This window comes from Acinetobacter sp. YH12249 (assembly GCF_013417475.1).
Classification (GTDB): Bacteria; Pseudomonadota; Gammaproteobacteria; order Pseudomonadales; family Moraxellaceae; genus Acinetobacter.
In genome coordinates this window covers 1-22,243 of the sequence record NZ_VPDX01000038.1, presented here as the reverse complement: position 1 = coordinate 22,243, position 22,243 = coordinate 1, and the positions used below count along the sequence as shown (strand labels likewise).

17 protein-coding genes, 6 tRNA genes, 1 pseudogene and 1 riboswitch are annotated in these 22,243 nt (G+C 43.9%); of the genes and pseudogenes, 19 read left to right on the top strand and 5 right to left on the bottom strand.

The window, feature by feature from the left end:
• Positions 1–107, top strand: a pseudogene (locus FTV25_RS14590) (IS982 family transposase); the annotation flags it as partial.
• Between the two features lie 98 nt (positions 108–205).
• Here FTV25_RS14590 and FTV25_RS14585 read toward each other — a convergent pair.
• Complete coding sequence (locus FTV25_RS14585) at positions 206–2,029, bottom strand: TonB-dependent siderophore receptor (protein WP_180004359.1); 1,824 nt, start codon at positions 2,027–2,029, stop codon at positions 206–208.
• Between the two features lie 37 nt (positions 2,030–2,066).
• Positions 2,067–2,279, bottom strand: a riboswitch (cobalamin riboswitch).
• A gap of 143 nt (positions 2,280–2,422) precedes the next feature.
• Between FTV25_RS14585 and FTV25_RS14580 the strand changes: the two genes are divergently transcribed.
• The 3 genes from FTV25_RS14580 (at position 2,423) to FTV25_RS14570 (ending at position 5,646) form a co-directional block, all read left to right on the top strand.
• Positions 2,423–3,067 (top strand): phosphoribosylanthranilate isomerase, encoded by a 645-nt coding sequence (locus FTV25_RS14580; RefSeq protein WP_180004361.1) that lies wholly within the window; start codon positions 2,423–2,425, stop codon positions 3,065–3,067.
• Positions 3,048–4,292 (top strand): tryptophan synthase subunit beta, encoded by a 1,245-nt coding sequence (gene trpB / locus FTV25_RS14575; RefSeq protein WP_004782182.1) that lies wholly within the window; start codon positions 3,048–3,050, stop codon positions 4,290–4,292. Before FTV25_RS14580 ends, trpB begins: the two co-directional genes overlap by 20 nt.
• A 361-nt stretch (positions 4,293–4,653) precedes the next feature.
• Positions 4,654–5,646: a DUF2804 domain-containing protein gene (locus FTV25_RS14570; protein ID WP_005232041.1), complete on the top strand. Its 993-nt coding sequence runs from the start codon at positions 4,654–4,656 to the stop codon at positions 5,644–5,646.
• A 64-nt stretch (positions 5,647–5,710) separates the two neighbouring features.
• On the opposite strand, the gene FTV25_RS14565 is transcribed toward FTV25_RS14570, so the two are convergent.
• Entirely contained in the window at positions 5,711–6,589 is an 879-nt protein-coding gene (locus tag FTV25_RS14565) for a metal-dependent hydrolase (protein ID WP_180004363.1), read from the bottom strand.
• A 140-nt stretch (positions 6,590–6,729) separates the two neighbouring features.
• On the opposite strand from FTV25_RS14565, the gene FTV25_RS14560 reads away from it, so the two are divergent.
• On the top strand, positions 6,730–7,767 hold the full coding sequence (locus tag FTV25_RS14560; protein ID WP_180004364.1) for an AraC family transcriptional regulator: 1,038 nt from the start codon (positions 6,730–6,732) through the stop codon (positions 7,765–7,767).
• Positions 7,768–7,807: 40 nt separating this feature from the next.
• Here FTV25_RS14560 and FTV25_RS14555 read toward each other — a convergent pair whose 3' ends face one another.
• Positions 7,808–9,139 carry a Na+/H+ antiporter NhaC family protein gene (locus tag FTV25_RS14555; protein WP_175966720.1) on the bottom strand — a complete coding sequence of 444 codons (1,332 nt, stop codon included), beginning with the start codon at positions 9,137–9,139 and terminating at the stop codon, positions 7,808–7,810.
• 365 nt (positions 9,140–9,504) lie between these two features.
• On the opposite strand from FTV25_RS14555, the gene trpA reads away from it, so the two are divergent.
• Genes trpA through FTV25_RS14535 form a run of 4 tightly spaced genes read left to right on the top strand, consistent with a single transcriptional unit; the run spans position 9,505 to position 13,502 of the window.
• Positions 9,505–10,305 (top strand): tryptophan synthase subunit alpha, encoded by an 801-nt coding sequence (gene trpA, locus FTV25_RS14550; RefSeq protein ID WP_004782187.1) that lies wholly within the window; start codon positions 9,505–9,507, stop codon positions 10,303–10,305.
• A 1-nt stretch (position 10,306) separates the two neighbouring features.
• Complete coding sequence (gene accD, locus FTV25_RS14545; protein WP_166139531.1) at positions 10,307–11,203, top strand: acetyl-CoA carboxylase, carboxyltransferase subunit beta; 897 nt, start codon at positions 10,307–10,309, stop codon at positions 11,201–11,203.
• A complete protein-coding gene (gene folC / locus FTV25_RS14540) occupies positions 11,200–12,483 on the top strand; it encodes a bifunctional tetrahydrofolate synthase/dihydrofolate synthase (RefSeq protein WP_180004366.1) in 1,284 nt (427 codons plus the stop codon). Before accD ends, folC begins: the two co-directional genes overlap by 4 nt.
• Entirely contained in the window at positions 12,474–13,502 is a 1,029-nt protein-coding gene (locus FTV25_RS14535; RefSeq protein WP_373683637.1) for an SPOR domain-containing protein, read from the top strand. Before folC ends, FTV25_RS14535 begins: the two co-directional genes overlap by 10 nt.
• Positions 13,503–13,507: 5 nt before the next feature.
• On the opposite strand, the gene FTV25_RS14530 is transcribed toward FTV25_RS14535, so the two are convergent.
• Entirely contained in the window at positions 13,508–14,098 is a 591-nt protein-coding gene (locus tag FTV25_RS14530; protein ID WP_180004368.1) for a dual specificity protein phosphatase family protein, read from the bottom strand.
• A gap of 287 nt (positions 14,099–14,385) precedes the next feature.
• On the bottom strand, positions 14,386–15,027 hold the full coding sequence (locus FTV25_RS14525) for a peroxiredoxin (RefSeq protein ID WP_004782192.1): 642 nt from the start codon (positions 15,025–15,027) through the stop codon (positions 14,386–14,388).
• Between the two features lie 332 nt (positions 15,028–15,359).
• Between FTV25_RS14525 and secA the strand changes: the two genes are divergently transcribed.
• From secA to FTV25_RS14475, 10 genes are all read left to right on the top strand, one after another.
• On the top strand, positions 15,360–18,086 hold the full coding sequence (secA, locus tag FTV25_RS14520) for a preprotein translocase subunit SecA (RefSeq protein WP_180004376.1): 2,727 nt from the start codon (positions 15,360–15,362) through the stop codon (positions 18,084–18,086).
• Between the two features lie 153 nt (positions 18,087–18,239).
• Positions 18,240–18,593: a hypothetical protein gene (locus tag FTV25_RS14515; RefSeq protein WP_159124164.1), complete on the top strand. Its 354-nt coding sequence runs from the start codon at positions 18,240–18,242 to the stop codon at positions 18,591–18,593.
• A gap of 154 nt (positions 18,594–18,747) precedes the next feature.
• Positions 18,748–19,968, top strand: coding sequence for a bifunctional glutamate N-acetyltransferase/amino-acid acetyltransferase ArgJ (gene argJ, locus FTV25_RS14510; protein WP_179993244.1), 1,221 nt, complete (start codon positions 18,748–18,750; stop codon positions 19,966–19,968).
• A gap of 151 nt (positions 19,969–20,119) precedes the next feature.
• Complete coding sequence (gene nadA, locus FTV25_RS14505) at positions 20,120–21,187, top strand: quinolinate synthase NadA (RefSeq protein ID WP_179993243.1); 1,068 nt, start codon at positions 20,120–20,122, stop codon at positions 21,185–21,187.
• 154 nt (positions 21,188–21,341) lie between these two features.
• Positions 21,342–21,418: transfer RNA gene (locus tag FTV25_RS14500), tRNA-Pro, on the top strand.
• 35 nt (positions 21,419–21,453) lie between these two features.
• A tRNA-Arg gene (locus FTV25_RS14495) sits at positions 21,454–21,530 on the top strand.
• 36 nt (positions 21,531–21,566) lie between these two features.
• Positions 21,567–21,642, top strand: a tRNA-His gene (locus tag FTV25_RS14490).
• Positions 21,643–21,660: 18 nt separating this feature from the next.
• Positions 21,661–21,737: transfer RNA gene (locus tag FTV25_RS14485), tRNA-Pro, on the top strand.
• 78 nt (positions 21,738–21,815) lie between these two features.
• A tRNA-His gene (locus FTV25_RS14480) sits at positions 21,816–21,891 on the top strand.
• Positions 21,892–21,909: 18 nt separating this feature from the next.
• Positions 21,910–21,986: transfer RNA gene (locus FTV25_RS14475), tRNA-Pro, on the top strand.
• Positions 21,987–22,243 lie beyond the last annotated feature (257 nt).

Here is a 22,243-nt window from a genome sequence, read left to right as displayed (position 1 = left end):
CACGTAGTGTTCATGGATTTCTAGGAGGGATTTACGCGTCCTTGTGTGCATATCAACTGATCCATAAAAATAAGCCAACAATTCAAATTATGAAGTCATCGGCTTAAGCAGGATTCGGGTTAAATAATTAAATGCTGTAAATAAAAAGAATCATGCCATAGGCATGACATGATTCTCAAAAGTATTTGCTTGGATTTGGGCGAGTTTAATATTTAAAGGTCACACCGGCAGAAGCGAGTCGGCCTTCATCAACATAATAATTATTCCAGTTGTATTCGATCTTATGACGAACATCACCGACATTTTCTATGTTGGTAAATACTTTGACATGTGGGTTGATATTCCAGTAAGCATTTAAATCGACGGTCGCATAGCCCGGATTATGGTCTGAATCACTCCAGCTTTTTGACTTGGAACGGGCAATAAGAGAAGCACTCATCCCATAAATTTCATTTTCCAAACCTGTGGTCAGAGTGAGGGTTTGACGTGGTCGTTTAGCTAACTCAATATTCGTTTTGCTATCTTTAGCTTGTACATACGCAAAAGCAGTATCGATGAACCAATCGTCTTGTTTCCAGTTCCATGCAAGCTCGCCACCACGAAGCGTTGCTTCGCTGATGTTATTTAACTTGCCATCAACTTTTTGGATCATGTTATCCACTTCGTTTTGATACACGGAAAGTGAAATAGATGAGTTTTGAGTGAGGGCCTGGTCGAAGCCAATTTCATAAGACAGACTTTCTTCGGCTTTTAAATTTGGATTTGCAGATTCACCACTGTACAGCTCATTTAAGTTTGGTGAACGAAAAGCTGAACCAATATTCGTATAGACGCTGAGTTGAGGTGATATTGCATAACGTGCAGCAGCTTGCCCTACAGTATGAGAGCCATATTTCTCGTTATCTTCAACACGGATGCCGAGTTGAGTATTGAGTTTATCTGATTGATATTGATGCTGTGTGTAATATCCTTGAGAGGAAACATCACCTTTATAGGCAACTCCATAAGAAAGAACATCACCATCAAGGTTGCTATGCGTTGTCCCTAGTAAAATATGATGCTGATCATTTAAATTGAGTTTGGCATACAATTCTGCTTCTTGAGTGGTACTATATGAATAATCGACCTGACCTAGATAATTCGCAGCATTTTGATCTAATTGATCGTCAAACTGGGATAAGCGAGCATTGAGTTCTAATTGTGAGCCTAGGTTAATTCGTCCTCTCAGGTTAACCATTTCATTTTCAAAATCTTGTGAAGTGAGGCTACCTGCATTGTAATCACTCGTGCCTTTATTTTGGCTGTAATCGAGAGATAAGCCATATTGGTCTTTGTGGACGCCAAATTTTGTGCTGAAACCTTTTTGGTCAAAGGAGTAATTTTCATCTTCATCATCTAGAACAGATTTTCCGTCAGTTTCCAGGCGTTGACCACGGATTTGGGCATAAAAACCATCTTCAGCTAAATCGGCACCCACGAGTGATTTGTAAGTTTTATTCTCGCCAATTTCACCTGTTATAAATGCACCTGATTGTTCAGGTGTTTTAGAAATCATATGAATGACGCCGCCAATGGCATCTGTACCATATAAAACTGATGCTGGACCCTTCAGAATTTCAATTTGCTTGATATCGGTAGTATCAATAAAAGGGAGAGAAGCTGAACTGCTTAAAGCAGTATTCAATCGCATGCCATCACGCAGAACGAGTGTATGTGACGAGCTTGTGCCTCGCATAAAAATAGAGGATTGTTGTCCATAACCGCCTAGTTGAGCGACGTTTAAAGCAGCCTCTTTTTTCAATAAGTTTGGCAATGAAGCAATAGGGGATTGCTCAAGAGTCGCAGGTTCAATCACTGAAATTCGCGCAGGTACATTTTCAATGTTTTCTGCAGAGCGAGTTGCCGTGACTACAATGGTATCTAAAGAGGCTTTTGCAACTTTTTGCTCGGCGGCATGAACAGATGAGGAAAAACCCAAAGCAAACGTGATAGAACCTGCTAAGGCAGCAGGCTGAAATGGAATAGACATGAGATGTGCTCCATGCATTCACTCCCCGTGAATGATTGAGTTAAAGAACACAACAAGCAGGTATCCGGACTTAAATGCAGTATTGAAACTCATACTTACTTATCCACCTTCCCACATATTGATGCAGTGGTGTAAATCCTGAGGATTTATAAAGACAAGCTTTTCATTTTTTACCGTTGCGGGGGCAGCGTTGGATTTGCACCAACTTCCCTAAAGCCTTAAGGCCTTGACTCGTTGCAAATTGTGGCAAGTATAAAGTCTGCTTATGACTTAAACAATCAAGATCAAGAATAATCCGTATGAACTTTACGCAAGATCGATGATTTGCATTACAATGATTCACCCCAATCTCATAGATTACTTGATATCTTGGTAAATCAGAGCCAACACTATATGCGAACCCGTGCCAAAATCTGTGGAATCACCCGAGTTGAAGATGTCCAAGCTGTTGCTAATGCCGGCTGTGATGCCATTGGATTTGTGTTCTATCCACCGAGCCCACGAAGCGTGACTCAGGCACAGGCTGAAGTGCTGGTCAAAGCAGTGCCAGCTTATATTCAAGTGGTGGGCTTATTTGTTAATAGTACGGCAGATGACATCCGGGATATTTTAAAAACTGTTCCGCTGGATATTCTGCAGTTTCATGGTGATGAAAGCCCTGAACAATGTCAGGTTATCGCAAAGCAGGTTGGGCGTCGCTGGTATAAAGCGATTCAGGTCAAACCTGATCTGGACGTAGTCGCTGAGATTCAACGTTATCAGACAGCAGGGGCCAGCGCAGTACTGTTAGACGCATGGCATCCTGATTTAAAAGGTGGTACCGGCCACAGCTTTGACTGGAGCACCTTTCCTCAATTAGATATTCCCTTGATCCTGGCTGGGGGCTTAAACCCGGACAATATCGAGCAAGCAATTCACACCACACAGGCTTATGCTGTTGATGTTAGTGGTGGTGTCGAATCCGCAAAAGGTATAAAAGACCAACAACTCATAGAACGCTTTATGCAAGGAGTCCATCGTGGATCAGCAAAGTACTAATCACAACAAGCCCGTGATTGACTATACCCAATTCCCGGATGAGCGTGGACATTTCGGTATCCATGGCGGGCGTTTTGTGTCAGAAACTCTGATGGCGGCTTTACAAGATCTGGAAAAGCTTTATTTCCGCATGAAAGATGATGAACAGTTTCTGGCAGAATTCGACCGTGATCTAGCCTACTACGTAGGTCGTCCTAGTCCTTTATATCATGCTGAACGATGGTCAAAAGAGTTGGGTGGTGCGCAAATTTACTTGAAACGTGAAGATCTGAACCATACTGGCTCACATAAAGTAAATAACACAATTGGTCAGGCTTTACTGGCTAAACTTTCAGGCAAAAAACGCATTATTGCAGAAACTGGTGCCGGTCAGCATGGTGTAGCAACGGCAACCATCGCAGCACGTTTAGGTCTTGAATGTGTGGTGTTCATGGGTGCTGAAGACGTGAAACGTCAGGCGATGAACGTTTACCGTATGCGTCTGCTGGGTGCAACAGTTGTCCCTGTAGAAAGTGGCTCTAAAACATTAAAAGATGCCATGAACGAGGCAATGCGTGACTGGGTCACCAATGTTGACTCAACTTATTATGTGATTGGTACCGTGGCAGGTCCACATCCATATCCACAATTGGTTCGTGACTTCCAGTCCATCATTGGCCGTGAAGCACGCCGTCAGATTCAGGAACAGGCAGGTCGCCTTCCAGATGCGTTAGTCGCTTGTGTCGGTGGTGGTTCAAATGCGATGGGCTTGTTCTATCCATTCCTGAACGATCAGGATGTGAAAATGTATGGTGTTGAAGCCGCAGGTTTAGGGATTGAAACTGGCAAGCACTCTGCACCACTAAATGCGGGTCACGTCGGTGTACTGCATGGTAACCGTACTTATCTGATGTCTGATAAAGAAGGCCAGATCATTGAAACGCATTCAATTTCTGCCGGTCTGGATTATCCGGGTGTAGGTCCGGAGCACAGCTTCCTGAAAGATATGGAACGCGTGAACTATGTACCGATCAATGATCAGGAAGCGTTACAAGGTTTCCGTGATCTAACCAAGATCGAAGGGATCATTCCTGCGCTTGAAAGCTCACATGCGATGGCTTATGTCACTAAACTTGCCCCAACCATGGACAAGGATCAAATCATTATTGCGACCGTTTCTGGTCGTGGTGATAAAGACTTGATGACTGTTGCCCGTATTGATGGCGTAGAAATGGTTGAGATGTAAAATTTTCTCCGATCCCTCTTTTTCAAAGAGGGGTGAAAACCCTCCTATCTAAAAGGAGAGTAAGGTGGATTAAAAAAATCGTATTGAAGCTATTCAGTACGATTTTTTTATTTTTATAGATAAGAAAATTTTTAAAGATGAAGAGGAAGGATCAATCTGGCTGGAAGTGGTATAAAAATTATACAAGTTCTGGATAAAACAGCAAAAAATCAGTTTCTCATTCAGAAAATTAAAATGGTTATTTTAAGCAGAATTGGCCGGAAGAGCTGACGAACGGTTTTAAAAAATTCTTTATCAAATCTCAATAATCGGCATAATAGCTTCAAGCAAAAATAGTTTTTGATTGAGATGGAATGTCTTAATGGATTTAATTCAGGAAAATGGACAACCACGTTACGGACGTTTCAAAGAAATTCCAAAAAGTATTGATTACAATGCGTACCAGTACAAAAATCCCTATGGTGATGTACTCAAGGGATGGCGTAAGCAACTAAAATATAAAAAATTTAAATTCTGTAGTATTCAACACGAACATTATACAATTGGCCTTGCGATTGCTGATATCGCTTGGGCTGGGCACAGTTTTTTCTACATCTATAACCATAGTACCAACGAAGTGCAGGAATGGAATGCGATCAATTTCTTCTCGCGCAATACGGTGCTAGACGAACAGCCATTATTTAATCATAGTTATTTTCACAAATCTCCCTTTCAGATTGATATCCAGCATGCCAATGGGGTGCGTTATATCCATGTGACCAAATATGGTGAAATCAAGCTTAGTGCCCGAATTTTCTGTGCAGGTACAGACCCGCTGAGTATGTGCAGTCCGACCGGAATCAATGGCTGGACCTATACCCAGAAATTGACCACTTTGGGTTGTGAAGGTTATTTCGTAAATAAGCAGGGTGAAACCATCCAGTTTAATGAGCGCACCTTCGCTTCTCTGGATGATACCTGCGGCTTTTTGCGTCCTGAAACTGCCTGGTTCTGGCTATCTTGTAATTTCTGGGATGCCAATCATAATCGTATCGGGATCAATCTCGCTTCCGGTGTTAATGAAAGCTTTGGTAATGAAAACTGTTTGTGGGTAAATGGTAAAATTTATCCTGTGGCGGATGTGTTGTTTCAGCAGGAATCTGACGAACGCTGGAACATCCAGTCATTAGATGGCTGCTTGAACCTGAATGTACATACGGGCTGGCGCCGTTATGAAAATCTGAATCTGCGTCTGGTCGGCAGCCAGTTTAGCCAGTGGCAGGCAAAAGTATCCGGTACCATCCGGCAAGATGGCCAAGATATTGTATTGGTCAATGAATATGGACTTTTAGAACAGCACTATGCCAAATGGTAATTCATTTTTCTAACTTCTAAATCTAAAAAAGCCTTCGATTTTGAAGGCCTTTTGATTTCTAGGTTTAATCTTCTGCAGCTTGCCAGAAGGCTTCTCCTGCCTGAATCGGATCGCCGGTTTCTGCCAGCGTTTTTACCCAGACATCATATTGAGCAATCACTGGGTGCTGGGATGGATGGAAATCCTTTTTAAACCAGTCACGATACTGTTTACCCATACGAGTCAGAGTCCCCTTTTTGCCAAAGAACCAAGGTAAGCCACGGATATTCATTTGCAAGCGTTGCAGCGGACTAAAGCCATCATGTTTAAGCATGACATTGGCACGGTAAATGGTAAAACCAAACATCAGAAAAGTCGTGATGAGCAGGGTATATTGACGCAGCCATTCTGGCGTTTTTGCCACATCTTTCATCACATCAAAAGCCACATCACGATGTTCCATTTCCTCAATCGCATGCCAGGCAAACATAGCACGGACAAAAGGATGGGCATTTCTTAAAGTATCTTTTTGTCCATAAAAAGTTTCAGCCATCAACGCGGTCAAATGTTCCGCGGCTGCAGTGACTGCAATATTGTACTCAGGTGAACGGTTCTTCAGGTCATAGTTCATCATGTAATTCAGACGCTGAATAAACTGATCGACCGGCATGCCTTGTTCCCGCATCAGGTTATTCATCTTGTCATGGGCAATACCATGTTGTGCTTCCTGACGGATAAAATCAGCTACCCGTTTTTGCAGATCTGGATCTTTAATCTGGTCGCGGAACAGACGCACACTCTGAATGAAATAACGCTCACCATCAGGAAAGGTCAGACTCAGTGCATCAAACATACGGGTCAGGAATGGATCGCCACCAAACCAGTAACGCGGAATTTCACTCAGCTTAAAATCAAGATTACTGCGTACCACAGGCTGTATGGAAGATTTTAAAGGTGCGTTCATCTGCTTTCATTCTTTTTCTGGAGATGCTGACAGTATGTTCAGAATTGCACAAATTGTTTTGACAGATATGGCCAATTTTTATACATTTTACGCCAAAGAAAAATAAAATATATATTCGCAGCAGAGACAGGGACGCGCTCATGCAGGACATCAAAATCTCCAATGGTTATATCCAACTATGGGCCACCTATTTGCGTAGCTTAAATATAGAGCCTTTAACCGCCGAGTTTCTTGCAGATCTACGACCTCAGCTTATTGGACTGATTGATCAGCCTTTTGATGTGCAAGTTCCGCTGGATTTTCTCAATAGCATCCTGTTAAGAACCCAAAAACAGCTAGCGTGTCCACAGTTAATTTTTGAAATTGTGCAATGTATTCGGCCAGAACATTTTGGTGTGCTGGGCTATATGGTATCTAAAAGCAGCAGTATTCCTGAGATCATCGGCTATATCATGCGTTTTCAGCGACTGGTCATTGATGGGAGTGAATTTGTCCCATTGCAACTAAGACAGCATGCACAGAGTATTGAATTGTATTGGATCTATCAGGATGAGCGTTATAACCTGCTGAATGAGCTGACCATCGCAGCCATGGTGCAATTGGGACGTTTTATTTTGCAGGATCATCCTTTGCTCTTGCGTCGGGTGCGTTTTGCTCATGCGCCAGAAATTGCCCGAATTCACTATCAAAAATTCTATGCTGCGGAAGTGCAGTTTTCACAGCAGGATTATGGCTTTGAACTGGATATACAGGGACTGAACCTGAAATCGGAACAGGCCGATCCAATGTTATTACAGTTATTGATTCGTCAAGCTGAAGAAGCGATTGCAGCCAAACCACCTGTAGAAAGTATTTTGACTCAGGCTCAAAAAGTGGTTGCGGAGCATCTAAGAAGCAGACAACAGGCGATTAAAATTGAACAGCTGGCCGAGCAACTGTTTGTATCGACTCGAACCTTGCAGCGTCAGCTAAATGAGCAAGGTAGTTCTTTTAAAAAATTGTTGGAACAGGAAAGGATCAGGCGTTGTGAAAGCTTATTGCATCAGCCCCTAAGCCTGACCGAAATCGCCCAACAACTGGATTATTCTGACCAGTCCGCTTTAGCCCGCGCTTATAAGGCAGCAACAGGCAGGACTTTATTGCAATATAGAAAACAATTAAAACAGGATCAGGCATAAAAAAACGGCCATCATTGGCCGCTTTATCTCATGACTTAATTTAAGCTGTTTTTAATTTAGGATATCGGAAAGTAATTGCGATCACCGCAAATATTGCCAGAATCCAGCAGTAATACACGCCCCCGATTAGCTCGACTGGAGAAAGTTTGGCAATCGAACAGGCCAGTAATAATTGTGCGCCATAAGGGATCAGCCCCTGTACCACACAGGAGAAAATATCCATCAGGGCGGCGGCACGTTTCGGATCAACCCCATATTCTTTCGCCACTTCACGGGCCATATCACCAGCCAGAATAATCGCGACAGTGTTATTTGCTACAAACAGATTCGAAAATACGACCAAGAAACTGATCCCGATTTCACCGGCCCGCTGACGGCCCACTTTAAATAAGCGGGTCAGCGCGTAGATGCGTTCGATCAGCCAGCGTAAACCACCTTCACGTTGCATGATCGCAGACAGGCCACCCAGGAACATGGATAACAATGCCACTTCAAACATGCCGACAAAGCCATCATAAATGGAAGTGTTCAGCTTGAGGATATTGAAATCTGGCGTAGCAAATAGCCCGAATAAACCCGATAACACGACACCGATGGTTAAAACCGCCAGAACATGCAGACGGCTAAAAGCCAGTAAAAAGACCGCAATATAAGGCAGGACTAGAATCCAGTTAAAGTCCTTGTATTCGACTGGACTAGAACTACCAGTATTGAAGATATAGATCAAAATCGTGACGATAGAAGCCGGCACAGCAATCCAGACATTGACTCTGAATTTGTCACGTAACTGCACTTTCTGGCTGCTGGTTGCAGCAATGGTAGTATCCGAAATCATAGACAGGTTATCACCGAACATTGCCCCACCGACCACGGCGCCGATCGCATAAACCACCGGAATCTCGGTCACTTGTGCAAAGCCAAAGGCAATGGGTGCACAGGCGGCAATGGTTCCCATAGAGGTACCCATCGCCGTCGCAATAAATGCCGAAATCACAAACAGCATCGGTAAGACAAAACTCGGAGGAATAACGGACAGGCCCATTTGTACAGTAGCATCAACACTACCAATCGCACTGCTGACACTAGCAAAAGCACCGGCTAGCATAAACACCATGAACATCAGAATCAGGTTGGGATGGCTGGCACCTTTCAGAAATTCTTCAATACCCTGGTTGAGTTTGCCGCGATACACTAATGCAGCCAATATAATCGCGGGCAGGGCGGCAACAGGTGCTTTAATCTGATAAAACGCAAATTCAGTTCCGATCAGAGAATGATAGATCCCGCTACCTAAAAAGATGGTTAAAAATACAATAAGCGGCAACAGTGCAATGGCGCGTGCCTGCACTGTACCTTCAGAGTCAGTCTGCATAGGAGATAAAAAAATAAGAGAATGGGGCTAGTATAAAACAGGTTTTGCAATTTCAGAAAACTTTAAATGAATGCGCTAACATCTGCATTTTTATTAATTTTTCCATGATAAAAATAAGTTTATCTAAATATTCAACATTTTAGGGAATGCCAAAATTAGGCATCTTTGATCATTGAGAAAAAAATCAAAATAATCGTAAATAGATCCCTTCGGGTTGTTCTGAAATCCTCGCACAGGAAATGAAATGCCAGAGGTCGATGTTGCACACTGTTCAATGTACAAAAAATAGCGTTACAATGCGATGTCTTGTATTTCTACATAGTCAATGTCTCAAGTTTGAAACACCTTAAGGAAAGCTCAGCCCTATGTCACGTTTAGCCACACGATTTGGACAACTTAAATCTCAACAGCGTAAAGCTTTAGTTTCTTATGTTATGGCTGGTGACCCGCATCCAGAGGTAACCGTACCTTTGCTGCACCAGATGGTGGACGCTGGCGTCGACGTGATTGAACTGGGTCTTCCTTTCTCAGATCCAATGGCAGATGGTCCGGTGATTGCTCTGGCCGCTGAACGCGCGCTGGCCGGTGGCACTAATACCTTGGATGCCCTGCACATGGTGAAAGAATTTCGCTTGAAAGACCGCGAAACACCAGTGGTACTCATGGGTTATCTCAATCCGGTTGAAGTCATTGGCTATGAAAAGTTTGTGGCTTATGCCTATGAATGCGGTGTCGACGGCGTGCTTCTGGTCGATCTTCCTCCTGAAGAAGCTCAAGATTTGGGGCAGGTGCTGGAAAAATATGAAATGGATCAGATTTTCCTGTTGGCTCCGACCTCAACTGATGAGCGTATTCAGCATGTAGTGAAACAGGCCAGTGGCTTTATTTACTATGTGTCGTTGAAAGGTGTGACGGGTGCTGCAACATTAGATGTATCTGAAGCAGCTGCACGTATTCAGAAAATTAAGGCAGAGACAGATGTTCCTGTAGGCGTGGGTTTTGGTATCAGTGATGCTGCATCTGCGAAAGCGATGGGTGTTGCTGCCGATGCAGTTATTGTGGGAAGTGCGTTTGTAAAACAGTTTGCAACCCTCGCGCCAGAACAAGCCGTTATTGCGACGGTGAATAAAGTCAAGGAGCTTCGAGCAGCGCTCGATGAGTTATAGTATGAGTCAACAAGTGAAATCAGGCAAAATTCTGAGCCCATCGACCCCATGGACGGAGCGTATTGTTCCGGGCATTCATGTACCTGATGAGCAAACTACCCTAAAAGCGACATTCACAGAGCCAACCATTGAGTGCCCTGAATGTCATGCTTTGGTGACACGTACTGCAATGTCATTTAATGCTTATGTTTGTCCACAATGCGATGAACATCTGAAAATGAAAGCACGTGACCGTCTGAACTGGTTCTTTGATCAGGTACAGACTGAAATGGGTCAGGAATTTACGGCCAAAGATCCACTGAAATTTGTCGACAGCAAAGCTTATCCAGACCGTATGTCGGAAGCACAAAAGAAAACAGGTGAAACTGAAGCACTGATCGTAATGCAAGGTCTGCTGAAAGGCGTGCCAATGATTGCAACCGCATTTGAGTTTGACTTCATGGGCGGCTCTATGGGCACTGTAGTGGGTGACCGCTTTGTGCAGGCAGCGGAGCGTGCGATTGAAATGCATCAACCTCTGATCTGTTTTGCAGCATCTGGTGGCGCACGTATGCAGGAAGGTATGCTGTCTTTGATGCAAATGGCACGTACTTCAGCAGCGATTCAGCGTTTGAAAGAAGCAGGTCTGCCTTATGTGGTGGTATTGACCCACCCAGTTTATGGTGGTGTAACTGCGTCTTTAGCCATGCTGGGTGATGTGCATCTGGCTGAACCGAAAGCGATGATTGGTTTTGCGGGTAAACGTGTAATCGAGCAGACCGTGCGTGAAAAACTGGACGAACCGTTCCAGCGTGCTGAATATTTGCTTGATCATGGTGTAATCGATCAGATTGTTCACCGTCATGCATTACGTGATACAGTTTATCGTATTATCACGAAATTGATGAACCTGCCTTGAACACAGCACCATTAGCAACTGATTCACTTGATACATGGCTCGATTATTGGAGCCATGTTCACGTTACGGGGATTGATTTAGGCCTGGAACGTGTTATTCCTGTGGCTGAAAAGCTGGGCGTGATCAATCCGGAGGCTAAAGTCCTGACGGTTGCCGGAACCAATGGTAAAGGTTCAACGACCACGACTCTGGCTGCCATTCTCAATGCTCAGGGTTTTAAGGTCGGACTGTATCAGTCTCCTCATGTATATCGTTTTAATGAACGGGTGAAATTACGTGGGGTTGAAGTCGAAGACCAGTTGCTGATTGATGCTTTTGTTGAAGTCGATCGGGCACGTCGCGAATGCGATTTAAGCCTGTCATTCTTTGAAGCAACCACACTTGCTGCATTTGTGATTTTTAAACATGAACTGTGTGATGTGTGGGTGCTGGAAGTCGGATTGGGTGGCCGTCTGGATGTCGTGAATGTGGTTAATCCGGATGTTGCAGTCATCACCAATATCGGACTGGATCATACCGACTGGCTCGGTGATACCATTGAAAAAATTGCTTTTGAAAAAGCTGGTATTATCCGTCCGAATATTCCCGTGATATTTGGTGGTCAGCAAGATATTCCGCAAGCCATTCTGGATAAAGCTGCTGAATGCAATGCGCCGTTGTATGCTATCAACCGTGATTATTTCTATGAAGCCTTTGAAGATGGCAAAACCTGGGCTTTTGCATCGTCGGGTACGACTTTAAAATTGCCAACAGGTTCACTGGCGCTGGATAATATTTCGACAGCAGTTGCAGCGATCTTGCTAAGTGGTCTGGAAGTCAACCAGACAGCGATTGCGGAAGGAGTTCAGGCAGCTAAATTGCCGGGGCGTTTTGAAGTCCGAGAAATTCAGAATAAGACTGTAATTTTTGATGCCGGACATAACCCGCATGGGGTAGAGTTCCTGTTAAAACAATTACGCAATTATTTAAATTACAACAAGAAATATAAAGAAGTCATTTGTGTATTTTCCATGCTGGCAGATAAAGATATAAATTCTGTCGTCAAGTTGTTGAAAGACACTGTTCATTTGTGGAAAATTGCACCATTATCTGTACCACGTGCGGCAGAGGTCACACTTTTGACTGATGCACTGCAAGGTGAATTGATAGAACAATTTGACAATGTAAAATTAGCTTTTAAATCAGCGCTGGATGAAACAGAGAATAATCAGCTGATTTTGGTATGTGGATCATTTCATACCTTAGAAGCGGTATGGGAGTATTTGGAAGAATGTCAATGAATAACAAACAACGCTGGATGGGTGGCGTTGTTTTACTAGGTGGTGGTGTTTTATTGGCAGCATTACTCCTGAAAGGCCAAAATGAAATTCATCAGGATCGTCAGCAAAACCCGGCACTGGCTGCAGAAGTAGAATCAAAAGATACAGTCAACAATTCATTAGGTTCTTTAACAGTCGATGTGGAAACAGAAAAACGTCTGCTGGAACAGCAGCGTCGTGACCGCGAAAAAGCAGTGGCTGAACAGGAAGCCCGTGCAGCTGAATTTTTAGCCATGCAACAGCAGGCTGAGGCAGATGCAGCACGTCGTGCGGCTGAAGAATATGCTGCTTTGAATGCCCATCGTATGGGACAGCAAAGTTCAGACAATATTCCACCTGAGCTGGCAGAAGATGAACAGACGAAGCAAAAACGTCTGGCTGAAGACAAGGCTGCTACACAAAAAAAGTTAGAACAGCAGAAACTTGAGCAGCAAAAAGCCCAAACTTCAGCTGATACTGCCAAGAAACAGGCAGAGCAGAAGGCTGCAGAAGAAAAACGTAAGCTAGAAGAGAAACGTAAAGCTGAAGAAGCGCATAAGGCAGCTGAAGCAAAACGTAAGGCCGAGGAAGAGCACAAAGCGGCTGAAAAGAAAAAAGAAGCTGAGCATAAAGCTGCTGAAGAAAAACGTAAGGCAGAAGAAAAGCGCAAAGCTGAAGAGAAACATAAAGCAGAAGAGGCCAAGAAAAAGGCTGAAGCTGAAAAAGCCCGTAAACTTCTTGAAGGTGAAAGTGATAAACAGTGGATGGTGCAGGTGGCCCTGGCTGCCAATGAAGCCAATGCTGATGCCATTGCGGCCAAACTGCGAGCCAAAGGCTACAAGGTCACCAAGAGCCAGACATCTAAAGGTGTGCGTATTATGGTCGGTCCATCTAAAGACCGTGAAACAGCAGATGCACTGCGTAAGAAAATCGCGTCTGATGCCAGCCTGAACATGAAATCAGCCTGGGTAAATGACTGGGTGCCGCTAGATAAGCGTTAACTCTCTTACTTAACCGAAGTTTCTGTAGATGGATTCGCGAGTTGCTCGCGAATCCATTTTACATTTTCAGGGGTAAATAATTTTTCAATATTGCGCCAAATGGAATGAAAGCCATAACCGCCATGCTTCATTTCCTGTACTGCATCTTCAATGCGCCAGTTCTGAAAAATAATCCGGTACATGGCCACACTGGCACCGGTACGGTCTGAACCGTGATAACAGTGTAAAAGTATTTTTTCATTATTTTGTCGTGCCTGCTGGATTAACTGCATCACATTCAGTAAATCCTCGCGATTCATAGCCCAGGTATGAATGGGAACATGTTTAAGCTTGAGGTCTTCATTTGACAAAGTATCCGTATCTTTATCGCGTGAACGCAGGTTGATCACCACATTAATGGCATATTGTTTTAATAAGGGCGTCAGTTCATCGCTTGGCTGTTCACTTCGGTAAAGTTCATCACTGATCTGATAAAAATTATGTTCTTCATGCAGTTCCTGTCCCCAATGCATTGGACGTTCCTGTTCAGGCAGCGCTGGAGTACAGCCGGATAAAACAAGTGTGGAACCCAGAAGAAGTACATAATTATTTTTCATTGTAACCTGACTCACCTTTTTAAGTATTCTCTTCAACAGCATATCGGCTTTTTCAAAAAAAAGCCTGTCCGAAGACAGGCTTGATGGGAAAGTTCGAAAACCCGGCTCGTCGGTGGGTATCAAACTAAACATGAAAATGAGGGTTGATGCATGATGATCTTCATTTTCATGGTGGAGAGTTGATTGGGGTTTTTTACTATTCAAAAAGGATAGAACAACCTTTAGCTTATCCTCTTGCACCCACAGCATAGCTGTGGGTCTTGCGCTCGGGCGAAGCAGTGCTTCGCTTATCCTCGCTCAGGCTGTGGCGTAAGACGTAAATAAGGAGTCACTGCCTTATAGCCTTTAGGGAAGCGTTGTTTGATTTCTTCCTCATCTTTTAATGAAGGCACAATCACTACATCATCGCCATGTTGCCAGTTAGCCGGGGTTGCGACTTTATGGTTGTCGGTTAACTGAAGAGAATCAACTACACGTAATACTTCATGGAAGTTACGCCCTGTTGATGCAGGGTAGGTAATGATCAGACGCACTTTCTTGTTTGGATCAATGATTACCAGAGAACGTACAGTCAGGGTTTCACTCGCGTTCGGGTGAATGAAGTCATACAGCTCAGATACTTTACGGTCCTGATCGGCAATGATCGGGAAGTTAACGGTCGTACCTTGAGTTTCATTGATGTCTTTGATCCAACCGTGATGGGATTCAACATCATCAACAGAAAGCGCAATCGCTTTCACGCCACGCTTTTCAAATTCATCTTTTAACTTTGCGGTAAAGCCCAGTTCAGTGGTGCATACAGGGGTGTAATCGGCTGGATGTGAAAATAAAATGCCCCAGCTATCGCCTAGAAAGTCATAAAAATTAATTAAGCCTTCGCTAGATTGCTGTTCAAAATTCGGTGCGGTATCGCCTAAACGTAAACTCATTTTTCTTGCCTCAATTGATCTTGTAATGTGTCGATGAGAATAAATATGAACCAATTTTTTTATGATTTAAAATAGTGTTTTTAGAATTTCTTATGAATAAACCGAATAAAGAAGTAGGCTATTGATTCAGAATCAGACAAATCAGTCGTCTAATTAACTATATTGCATGGGTAAAATTTGCTACATTACCTTGCCTTAGGTCTCAGGGCTAGGACGAAGGATGAGTTTTTTTCATTGGTTTTCTGGCAAAACCCTTGTAGTTCAAATTTCTAGCACCATAATAACGACTAAGAACATATTTATTTGACAAGCAAGATTTAGAGAGTCTATTCATGTTGGCAAGTCTGATCGGAGGAATCTTCGGTACCAAAAATGAGCGCGAACTCAAACGCATGCGTAAAATCGTAGACAAGATTAATGCGCTCGAGCCGACGATATCAGCCCTAAGCGATGCAGACTTATCTGCAAAAACTGAAGAATTCAAACAACGATATAATAAGGGTGAAAGCCTAGATAAGTTACTTCCTGAAGCATTCGCAGTCTGTCGTGAAGCTGCAAAACGTGTTATGGGAATGCGTCACTACGACGTACAGTTGATTGGTGGTATTACCCTGCATGAAGGCAAGATTGCCGAGATGCGTACCGGTGAAGGTAAAACCCTGATGGGGACGCTGGCCTGTTATCTTAATGCATTGAGCGGGCAGGGTGTCCATGTCATCACAGTGAACGACTATTTGGCACAACGTGATGCCGAGTTAAACCGTCCATTGTTCGAATTCTTGGGTTTAAGCATTGGGATTATCTATTCCATGCAGAACCCGATGGAAAAATCTGAAGCCTATAAAGCAGATATCACTTACGGTACCAATAACGAATTCGGTTTCGATTATCTTCGTGACAATATGGTGTTCTCGTTGGCTGAGAAAAAACAGCGTGGTCTGACCTATGCCATTATCGATGAGGTCGATTCGATCCTGATCGATGAAGCGCGTACACCGCTGATTATTTCTGGTCAAAGTGAAGACTCCTCCCAGCTTTATGCAGCGATCAACAGCATTCCACCGAAGTTAAAAGCACAGAAAGAAGAAAAAGTACCGGATGGCGGTCATTTCTGGATTGATGAAAAACAGCGTTCTGTTGAAATTACTGAAACCGGTTTTGAAACCATTGAAAGTGAATTGATTGCAATGGGCTTGCTGGCTGAAGGTGAAAGCCTGTATTCAGCTTCTAATTTGAATTTGCTGCATCATGTGACTGCTGCGATTCGTGCGCACTATCTGTATCAACGTAACGTGCATTACATCATCCATGAAGGTGAAGTGATCATCGTCGATGAGAACACCGGTCGTACCATGCCAGGTCGTCGCTGGTCTGAAGGTCTGCACCAGGCAGTTGAAGCAAAAGAAGGTCTGGAAATCCAGCCGGAAAACCAAACCCTTGCAACTACTACATTCCAGAACTATTTCCGTCTGTATAAAAAATTATCCGGTATGACCGGTACTGCAGATACTGAAGCTGCGGAAATGAAAGAAATTTACGGTCTGGATGTGGTAATCATTCCAACCCACCGTCCAATGATCCGTAATGACCAGAACGATTTGATCTACCTGAATCGTGAAGGAAAATACAACGCGATTATTCAGGAAATCCAGCGTGTTCATGAAGCTGGTGTTGCGCCAATTCTGATTGGTACGGCCACTATTGAAGCGTCGGAAATTCTTTCTGACAAGCTTAAAGAAGCTGGTATTGAACATGAAGTCCTGAATGCCAAACAGCATGAGCGTGAAGCAGATATTATTGCCCAAGCGGGTGCACCGCGTGCTGTAACGATTGCAACTAACATGGCCGGTCGTGGTACCGATATTTTGCTGGGTGGTAACTGGAAAGCGCTACTGGCCAAAATTGAAAACCCAACCCCTGAAGATGAAGCACGCCTGAAAGCAGAATGGGAAGCGAATCATGAAGCAGTTCTTGCTTCTGGTGGTTTGCATATTATCGGTTCTGAGCGTCATGAATCTCGCCGTATCGATAACCAGTTGCGTGGTCGTGCGGGCCGTCAGGGTGACCCGGGTGTATCGCGTTTCTACCTGTCTCTTGAAGATGACTTGATGCGTATCTTTGCGGGTGACCGTGTGGTTGCCATGATGCGTGCAATGGGCTTAAAAGAAGATGAAGCGATTGAACACAAAATGGTGTCACGCTCAATCGAAAATGCACAGCGTAAAGTAGAAGCACGTAACTTCGACATTCGTAAGAACCTGTTGAAATACGATGACGTGAATAACGAGCAGCGTAAAATTATCTATAGTCAGCGTGATGAGATTCTGGCTGAAAGTTCATTGCAGGATTATATCGAAGAGATGATCCGTGAAGTGATGCAGGGCATGATCGCCAACTATATTCCGCCTGAATCAATTCATGATCAGTGGGATATTGAAGGTCTGGAACTTGCACTACGTGAAGACTTATCGATTGATCTGCCAGTTGCACAATGGTTAGAGCAGGATCGTCGTTTAGATGAAGAAGCACTGGTTGAGCGAATTACTGAAGAAGTGGTAAATCGTTACCGTTCACGTCGTGAACAAATGGGTGCTGAATCTGCAGCATCACTTGAACGTCATTTCATGCTGAACTCTCTGGACCGTCACTGGAAAGAGCATCTGGCTGCGATGGATTACCTGCGTCAAGGGATTCATTTACGCGGTTATGCACAGAAAAACCCAGAGCAGGAATACAAAAAAGAAGCCTATAACCTGTTTGTAAACATGCTGGGCGTGATTAAATCTGACGTCATTACTGATCTGTCACGTATCCATGTGCCAACACCTGAAGAGCTGGCTGAAATGGAAGCACAGCAGCAGGCACAGGCTGAAGCGATGCGTTTGCAGTTATCTCATCAGGAATTTGATGGATTACTGGCTGAAGAAGATGAAATCACCACTGAACAAAATGCGCAGGCTAATCCTGTTGCACCAGTCTTTGAAGCACCGGCAAGCCGTAATGCACCTTGTCCATGTGGTTCAGGTCTGAAATACAAACAGTGTCATGGCAAGATCTAATTTCTGCTAAGTTTCTAAACTATAAAAAGATCAGGACCAAATGGTCCTGATCTTTTTATGTATATGGACTTTTCAGCTGATGAATACTGTTTGCACTGTACCGGATTAAATGGTATTTAATGGCAGATTGAACACCGCAAAGTGGAAGAAACAATGACAAAAGTATTAAAAACGATGATGGTTGCTGCTTTGGTAATCCCGACTTTAAGTTTTGCTGAAACAGCAACAACGACACCTGCTAAAGTTCAGCAGGCCATTGGTCCAACTACGGCTCAGGTTCAGACGGGTACAGATGGTCAGGTGACCATTGCAAGTCCGCGTACTGGCATTCGCTATACCTTTAATAATTCAAACCGTCCAATCGTTTTGCAGACTGCAGCGATTGCAGCAGCCAATGCAGCGAATGCTGACCGTATTGTTGCTTCTAACCCAGCGCTTTCTGCGGCAAGTCAGCAACAGGCGAAACAAGCTTTATTGAGTGAATCAACCCAGCTGGCTAAAAACTAAGTTTGATCCAGTTTAATAAAACCAGTCACCATGACTGGTTTTTTATTGTGAAAAACCATAAGAAAAGTGAGTGTTCATCTGGCTTTGGCTCGATTTTTTAATGAAGATCAACTAAGCTGTATTTTTCTGAAACTTCAATATTGGACATTTAAAAATGGCAGTTGGTGACGTATCTATGCCACAGATGCATGTGGTAAAAGGGGTGAGAATTGGTTCGGCAGAAGCGTATGTACGCTATCAGAACCGACGTGACCTGGTGATATTTGAACTGGCTGAAGGCTCCAATGTTGCAGGTGTATTTACCCAGAATGCTTTTTGTGCTGCTCCTGTACATGTTTCTAAAGCACATCTGGCGGTAGGTAACCCACATTATTTAGTGATTAATACCGGAAATGCCAATGCGGGTACAGGTGCTACAGGTATGGCAAATGCTGAAGCCACTTGTGCCAAACTGGCTGAACTTGCAGGCGTGAAAGCTGAAGAAGTATTGCCATTTTCAACAGGGGTGATTGGCGAACAATTACCAATGGAACGTCTTCTGAATGGTTTGCAGCCTGCATTAGAGTCATTGCGTGATGATGCCTGGATCGATGCGGCAACCGGCATCATGACCACAGACACTACACCAAAAGGTGCATCTGAACAGTTCGAACTGGACGGCATTACTTATACCATGACCGGGATTTCCAAAGGTGCCGGCATGATTCGCCCAAATATGGCCACTATGCTAGGTTATGTGGCGACTGATGTGCCAATCAGCCGTGAACTGGTTCAACAGCTTTTATCTGAGACAGTGAATCAGTCATTCAACCGCATTACCATTGATGGGGATACCTCAACCAATGACTCTTGCATTTTTATTGCTACAGGTCAGGCCGGTGGAACAGAAATTTCATCAGTTGAAGATCCGCGTTATGCAGCTGTGCTTGAGGTATTAATGCGTACCATGAAACGCCTTGCGCAATTGATTGTGCGTGATGGTGAAGGCGCAACCAAGTTTATTACTGTGGCCGTAGAAGGTGGTGCCAATACTCAGGAATGCTGTGACGTGGCCTATAGCATCGCGCATTCTCCATTGGTGAAAACTGCGATCTTTGCTTCTGATCCAAACTGGGGACGTATTCTGGCTGCAATCGGTTATGCAGGTGTGGCGAATTTAGACGTTGCAAAAATTCAGGTTTGGTTAGATGATGTACAAATCTGCAAGGATGGTGGTGCTGCAGCAGACTATACCGAAGAGGCAGGTGCACGTGTGATGGCACAAGCTGAAATGACGATTCGTGTTGATCTTGGACGTGGTGAAGCAAAAGATACAGTCTATACCTGTGACCTGTCCTATGATTATGTGAAGATCAATGCTGATTATCGTTCATAATTCAGATTGTTTCTAAAGCCTCCGTTGTGGGGCTTTTTTTATATCTTATGATTTTTAATGACTGGTCAAAAAGTATTTTGCTAGAGATGACCGGGATGTAGGGTGAAAGGTTCGTTGAATAATGAACCATGAGGGTAGAGTAAGAGTTGTTATGAATGATGCGACCAAATTAATAGCCAATGAAGCCAAATCGATTGTGCAGGCGCATTTAGATCGTTTAGGAGAACCCAAAGAGCATCAGATCAGTGCACAGGCCAAACAGGAAAAATTTGCACAGATTCAAGCCGAATTGGAAAAGCAGAATGCAGTACTAGTTGCACATTATTATTGTGATCCTGAAATACAGGAACTGGCAGAACTGACTGGTGGCTGTGTGTCCGATTCATTGGAAATGGCGCGTTTTGGACGTGACCATCCCGCATCGACCTTGGTGGTAGCTGGGGTTAAGTTCATGGGTGAAACTTCAAAAATACTTTCACCAGAAAAAACCGTCCTGATGCCAACTCTTGAAGCGACCTGTTCACTGGATTTGGGTTGTCCGGTAGAAGAATTTACCAAATTCTGTGATGCGCATCCTGATCATACTGTAGTGGTGTATGCTAATACTTCGGCTGCGGTTAAAGCCCGCGCTGACTGGGTCGTGACTTCAAGTTGTGCAGTTGAGATTATTGAACACCTCGATAGTTTAGGTGAAAAAATTATCTGGGCACCGGATCAGCATCTAGGGCGTTATATCCAGAATAAAACCGGTGCTGACATGCTGCTTTGGGATGGCGCGTGTATCGTCCACGAAGAATTTCGTTCGCGCGGAATTGCTAATATGAAAGCCTTATATCCAGATGCGGCAGTGCTGGTCCATCCAGAATCACCGATGTCTGTGGTAGAAATTGCTGATGCAGTCGGAAGTACTTCTCAGTTAATCAAGGCAGCTCAAACCTTGCCACATCAGCGTTTGATCGTGGCAACAGATCGCGGTATTTTCTATAAAATGCAGCAGGCTGTGCCAGATAAGATTTTGATTGAAGCTCCAACCGCTGGAGAAGGAGCAACCTGTCGTTCATGTGCACACTGTCCTTGGATGGCCATGAACGAGCTAGATGGAATCTTGCATGTTCTACAACATCGTGATCAGGAGATTCATGTTGACCCCGCATTAGCTCAACGAGCCAAACTGCCTTTAGATCGTATGCTGGATTTTAGTGCCAGCTTGAAACGCTAAGATTTTGTATAAAAAATGTCTGAAATGCTTGATAAATAAACGCTTGAAGTGTTTTTTTGATTTTTTTTAAATATAGGTGTTGACGTCTTATGGCGTCACGCCTAGAATGCACACCGTACCAAGCGATAAGCTTGATACGAAAGCTGAGATGAATCGGAGCATAGCACAGCCTGGTAGTGCACCTGGTTTGGGACCAGGGGGTCGTAGGTTCGAATCCTACTGCTCCGACCAATTCTTCAAGGCGGATGGTGAAAATCATCAGTAAAGCGCTTGTAGCTCAGTTGGATAGAGCATCCGCCTTCTAAGCGGATGGTCACAGGTTCGAATCCTGTCAGGCGCGCCATTTTTGGTGGCTTGATATTTAAGAACCAAGGCAATGGTGGATGTAGCTCAGTTGGTAGAGCCCCGGATTGTGATTCCGGTTGTCGTGGGTTCGAATCCCATCATTCACCCCAACTCTTTGAGTTGAACATCGGAGCATAGCACAGCCTGGTAGTGCACCTGGTTTGGGACCAGGGGGTCGTAGGTTCGAATCCTACTGCTCCGACCATCTTCTTCATGGTGGTTAAGATAAATGATACCGCGTCAAGCGGTTTTTTTATGTCTAAATAATGAAGACACCGTAATGGTGGATGTAGCTCAGTTGGTAGAGCCCCGGATTGTGATTCCGGTTGTCGTGGGTTCGAATCCCATCATTCACCCCAACTCTTTGAGTTGAACATCGGAGCATAGCACAGCCTGGTAGTGCACCTGGTTTGGGACCAGGGGGTCGTAGGTTCGAATCCTACTGCTCCGACCATCGATAAAAATGATTAATTATATAGATACCGCGTTAGGCGGTTTTTTTATGTCTGAAATTTAACTACGAATTAAATTTAGCAATCAAAATAAAAATAGATTAAAAACTGGTTATTTATTAAGTTCATTCTTCATTCTTCATTCTTCATTCTTCATTCTTCATTCTTCATTCTTCATTCTTCATTCTTCATTCTTCATTCTTCATTCTTCATTCTTCATTCTTCATTCTTCATTCTTCATTCTTCATTCTTCATTCTT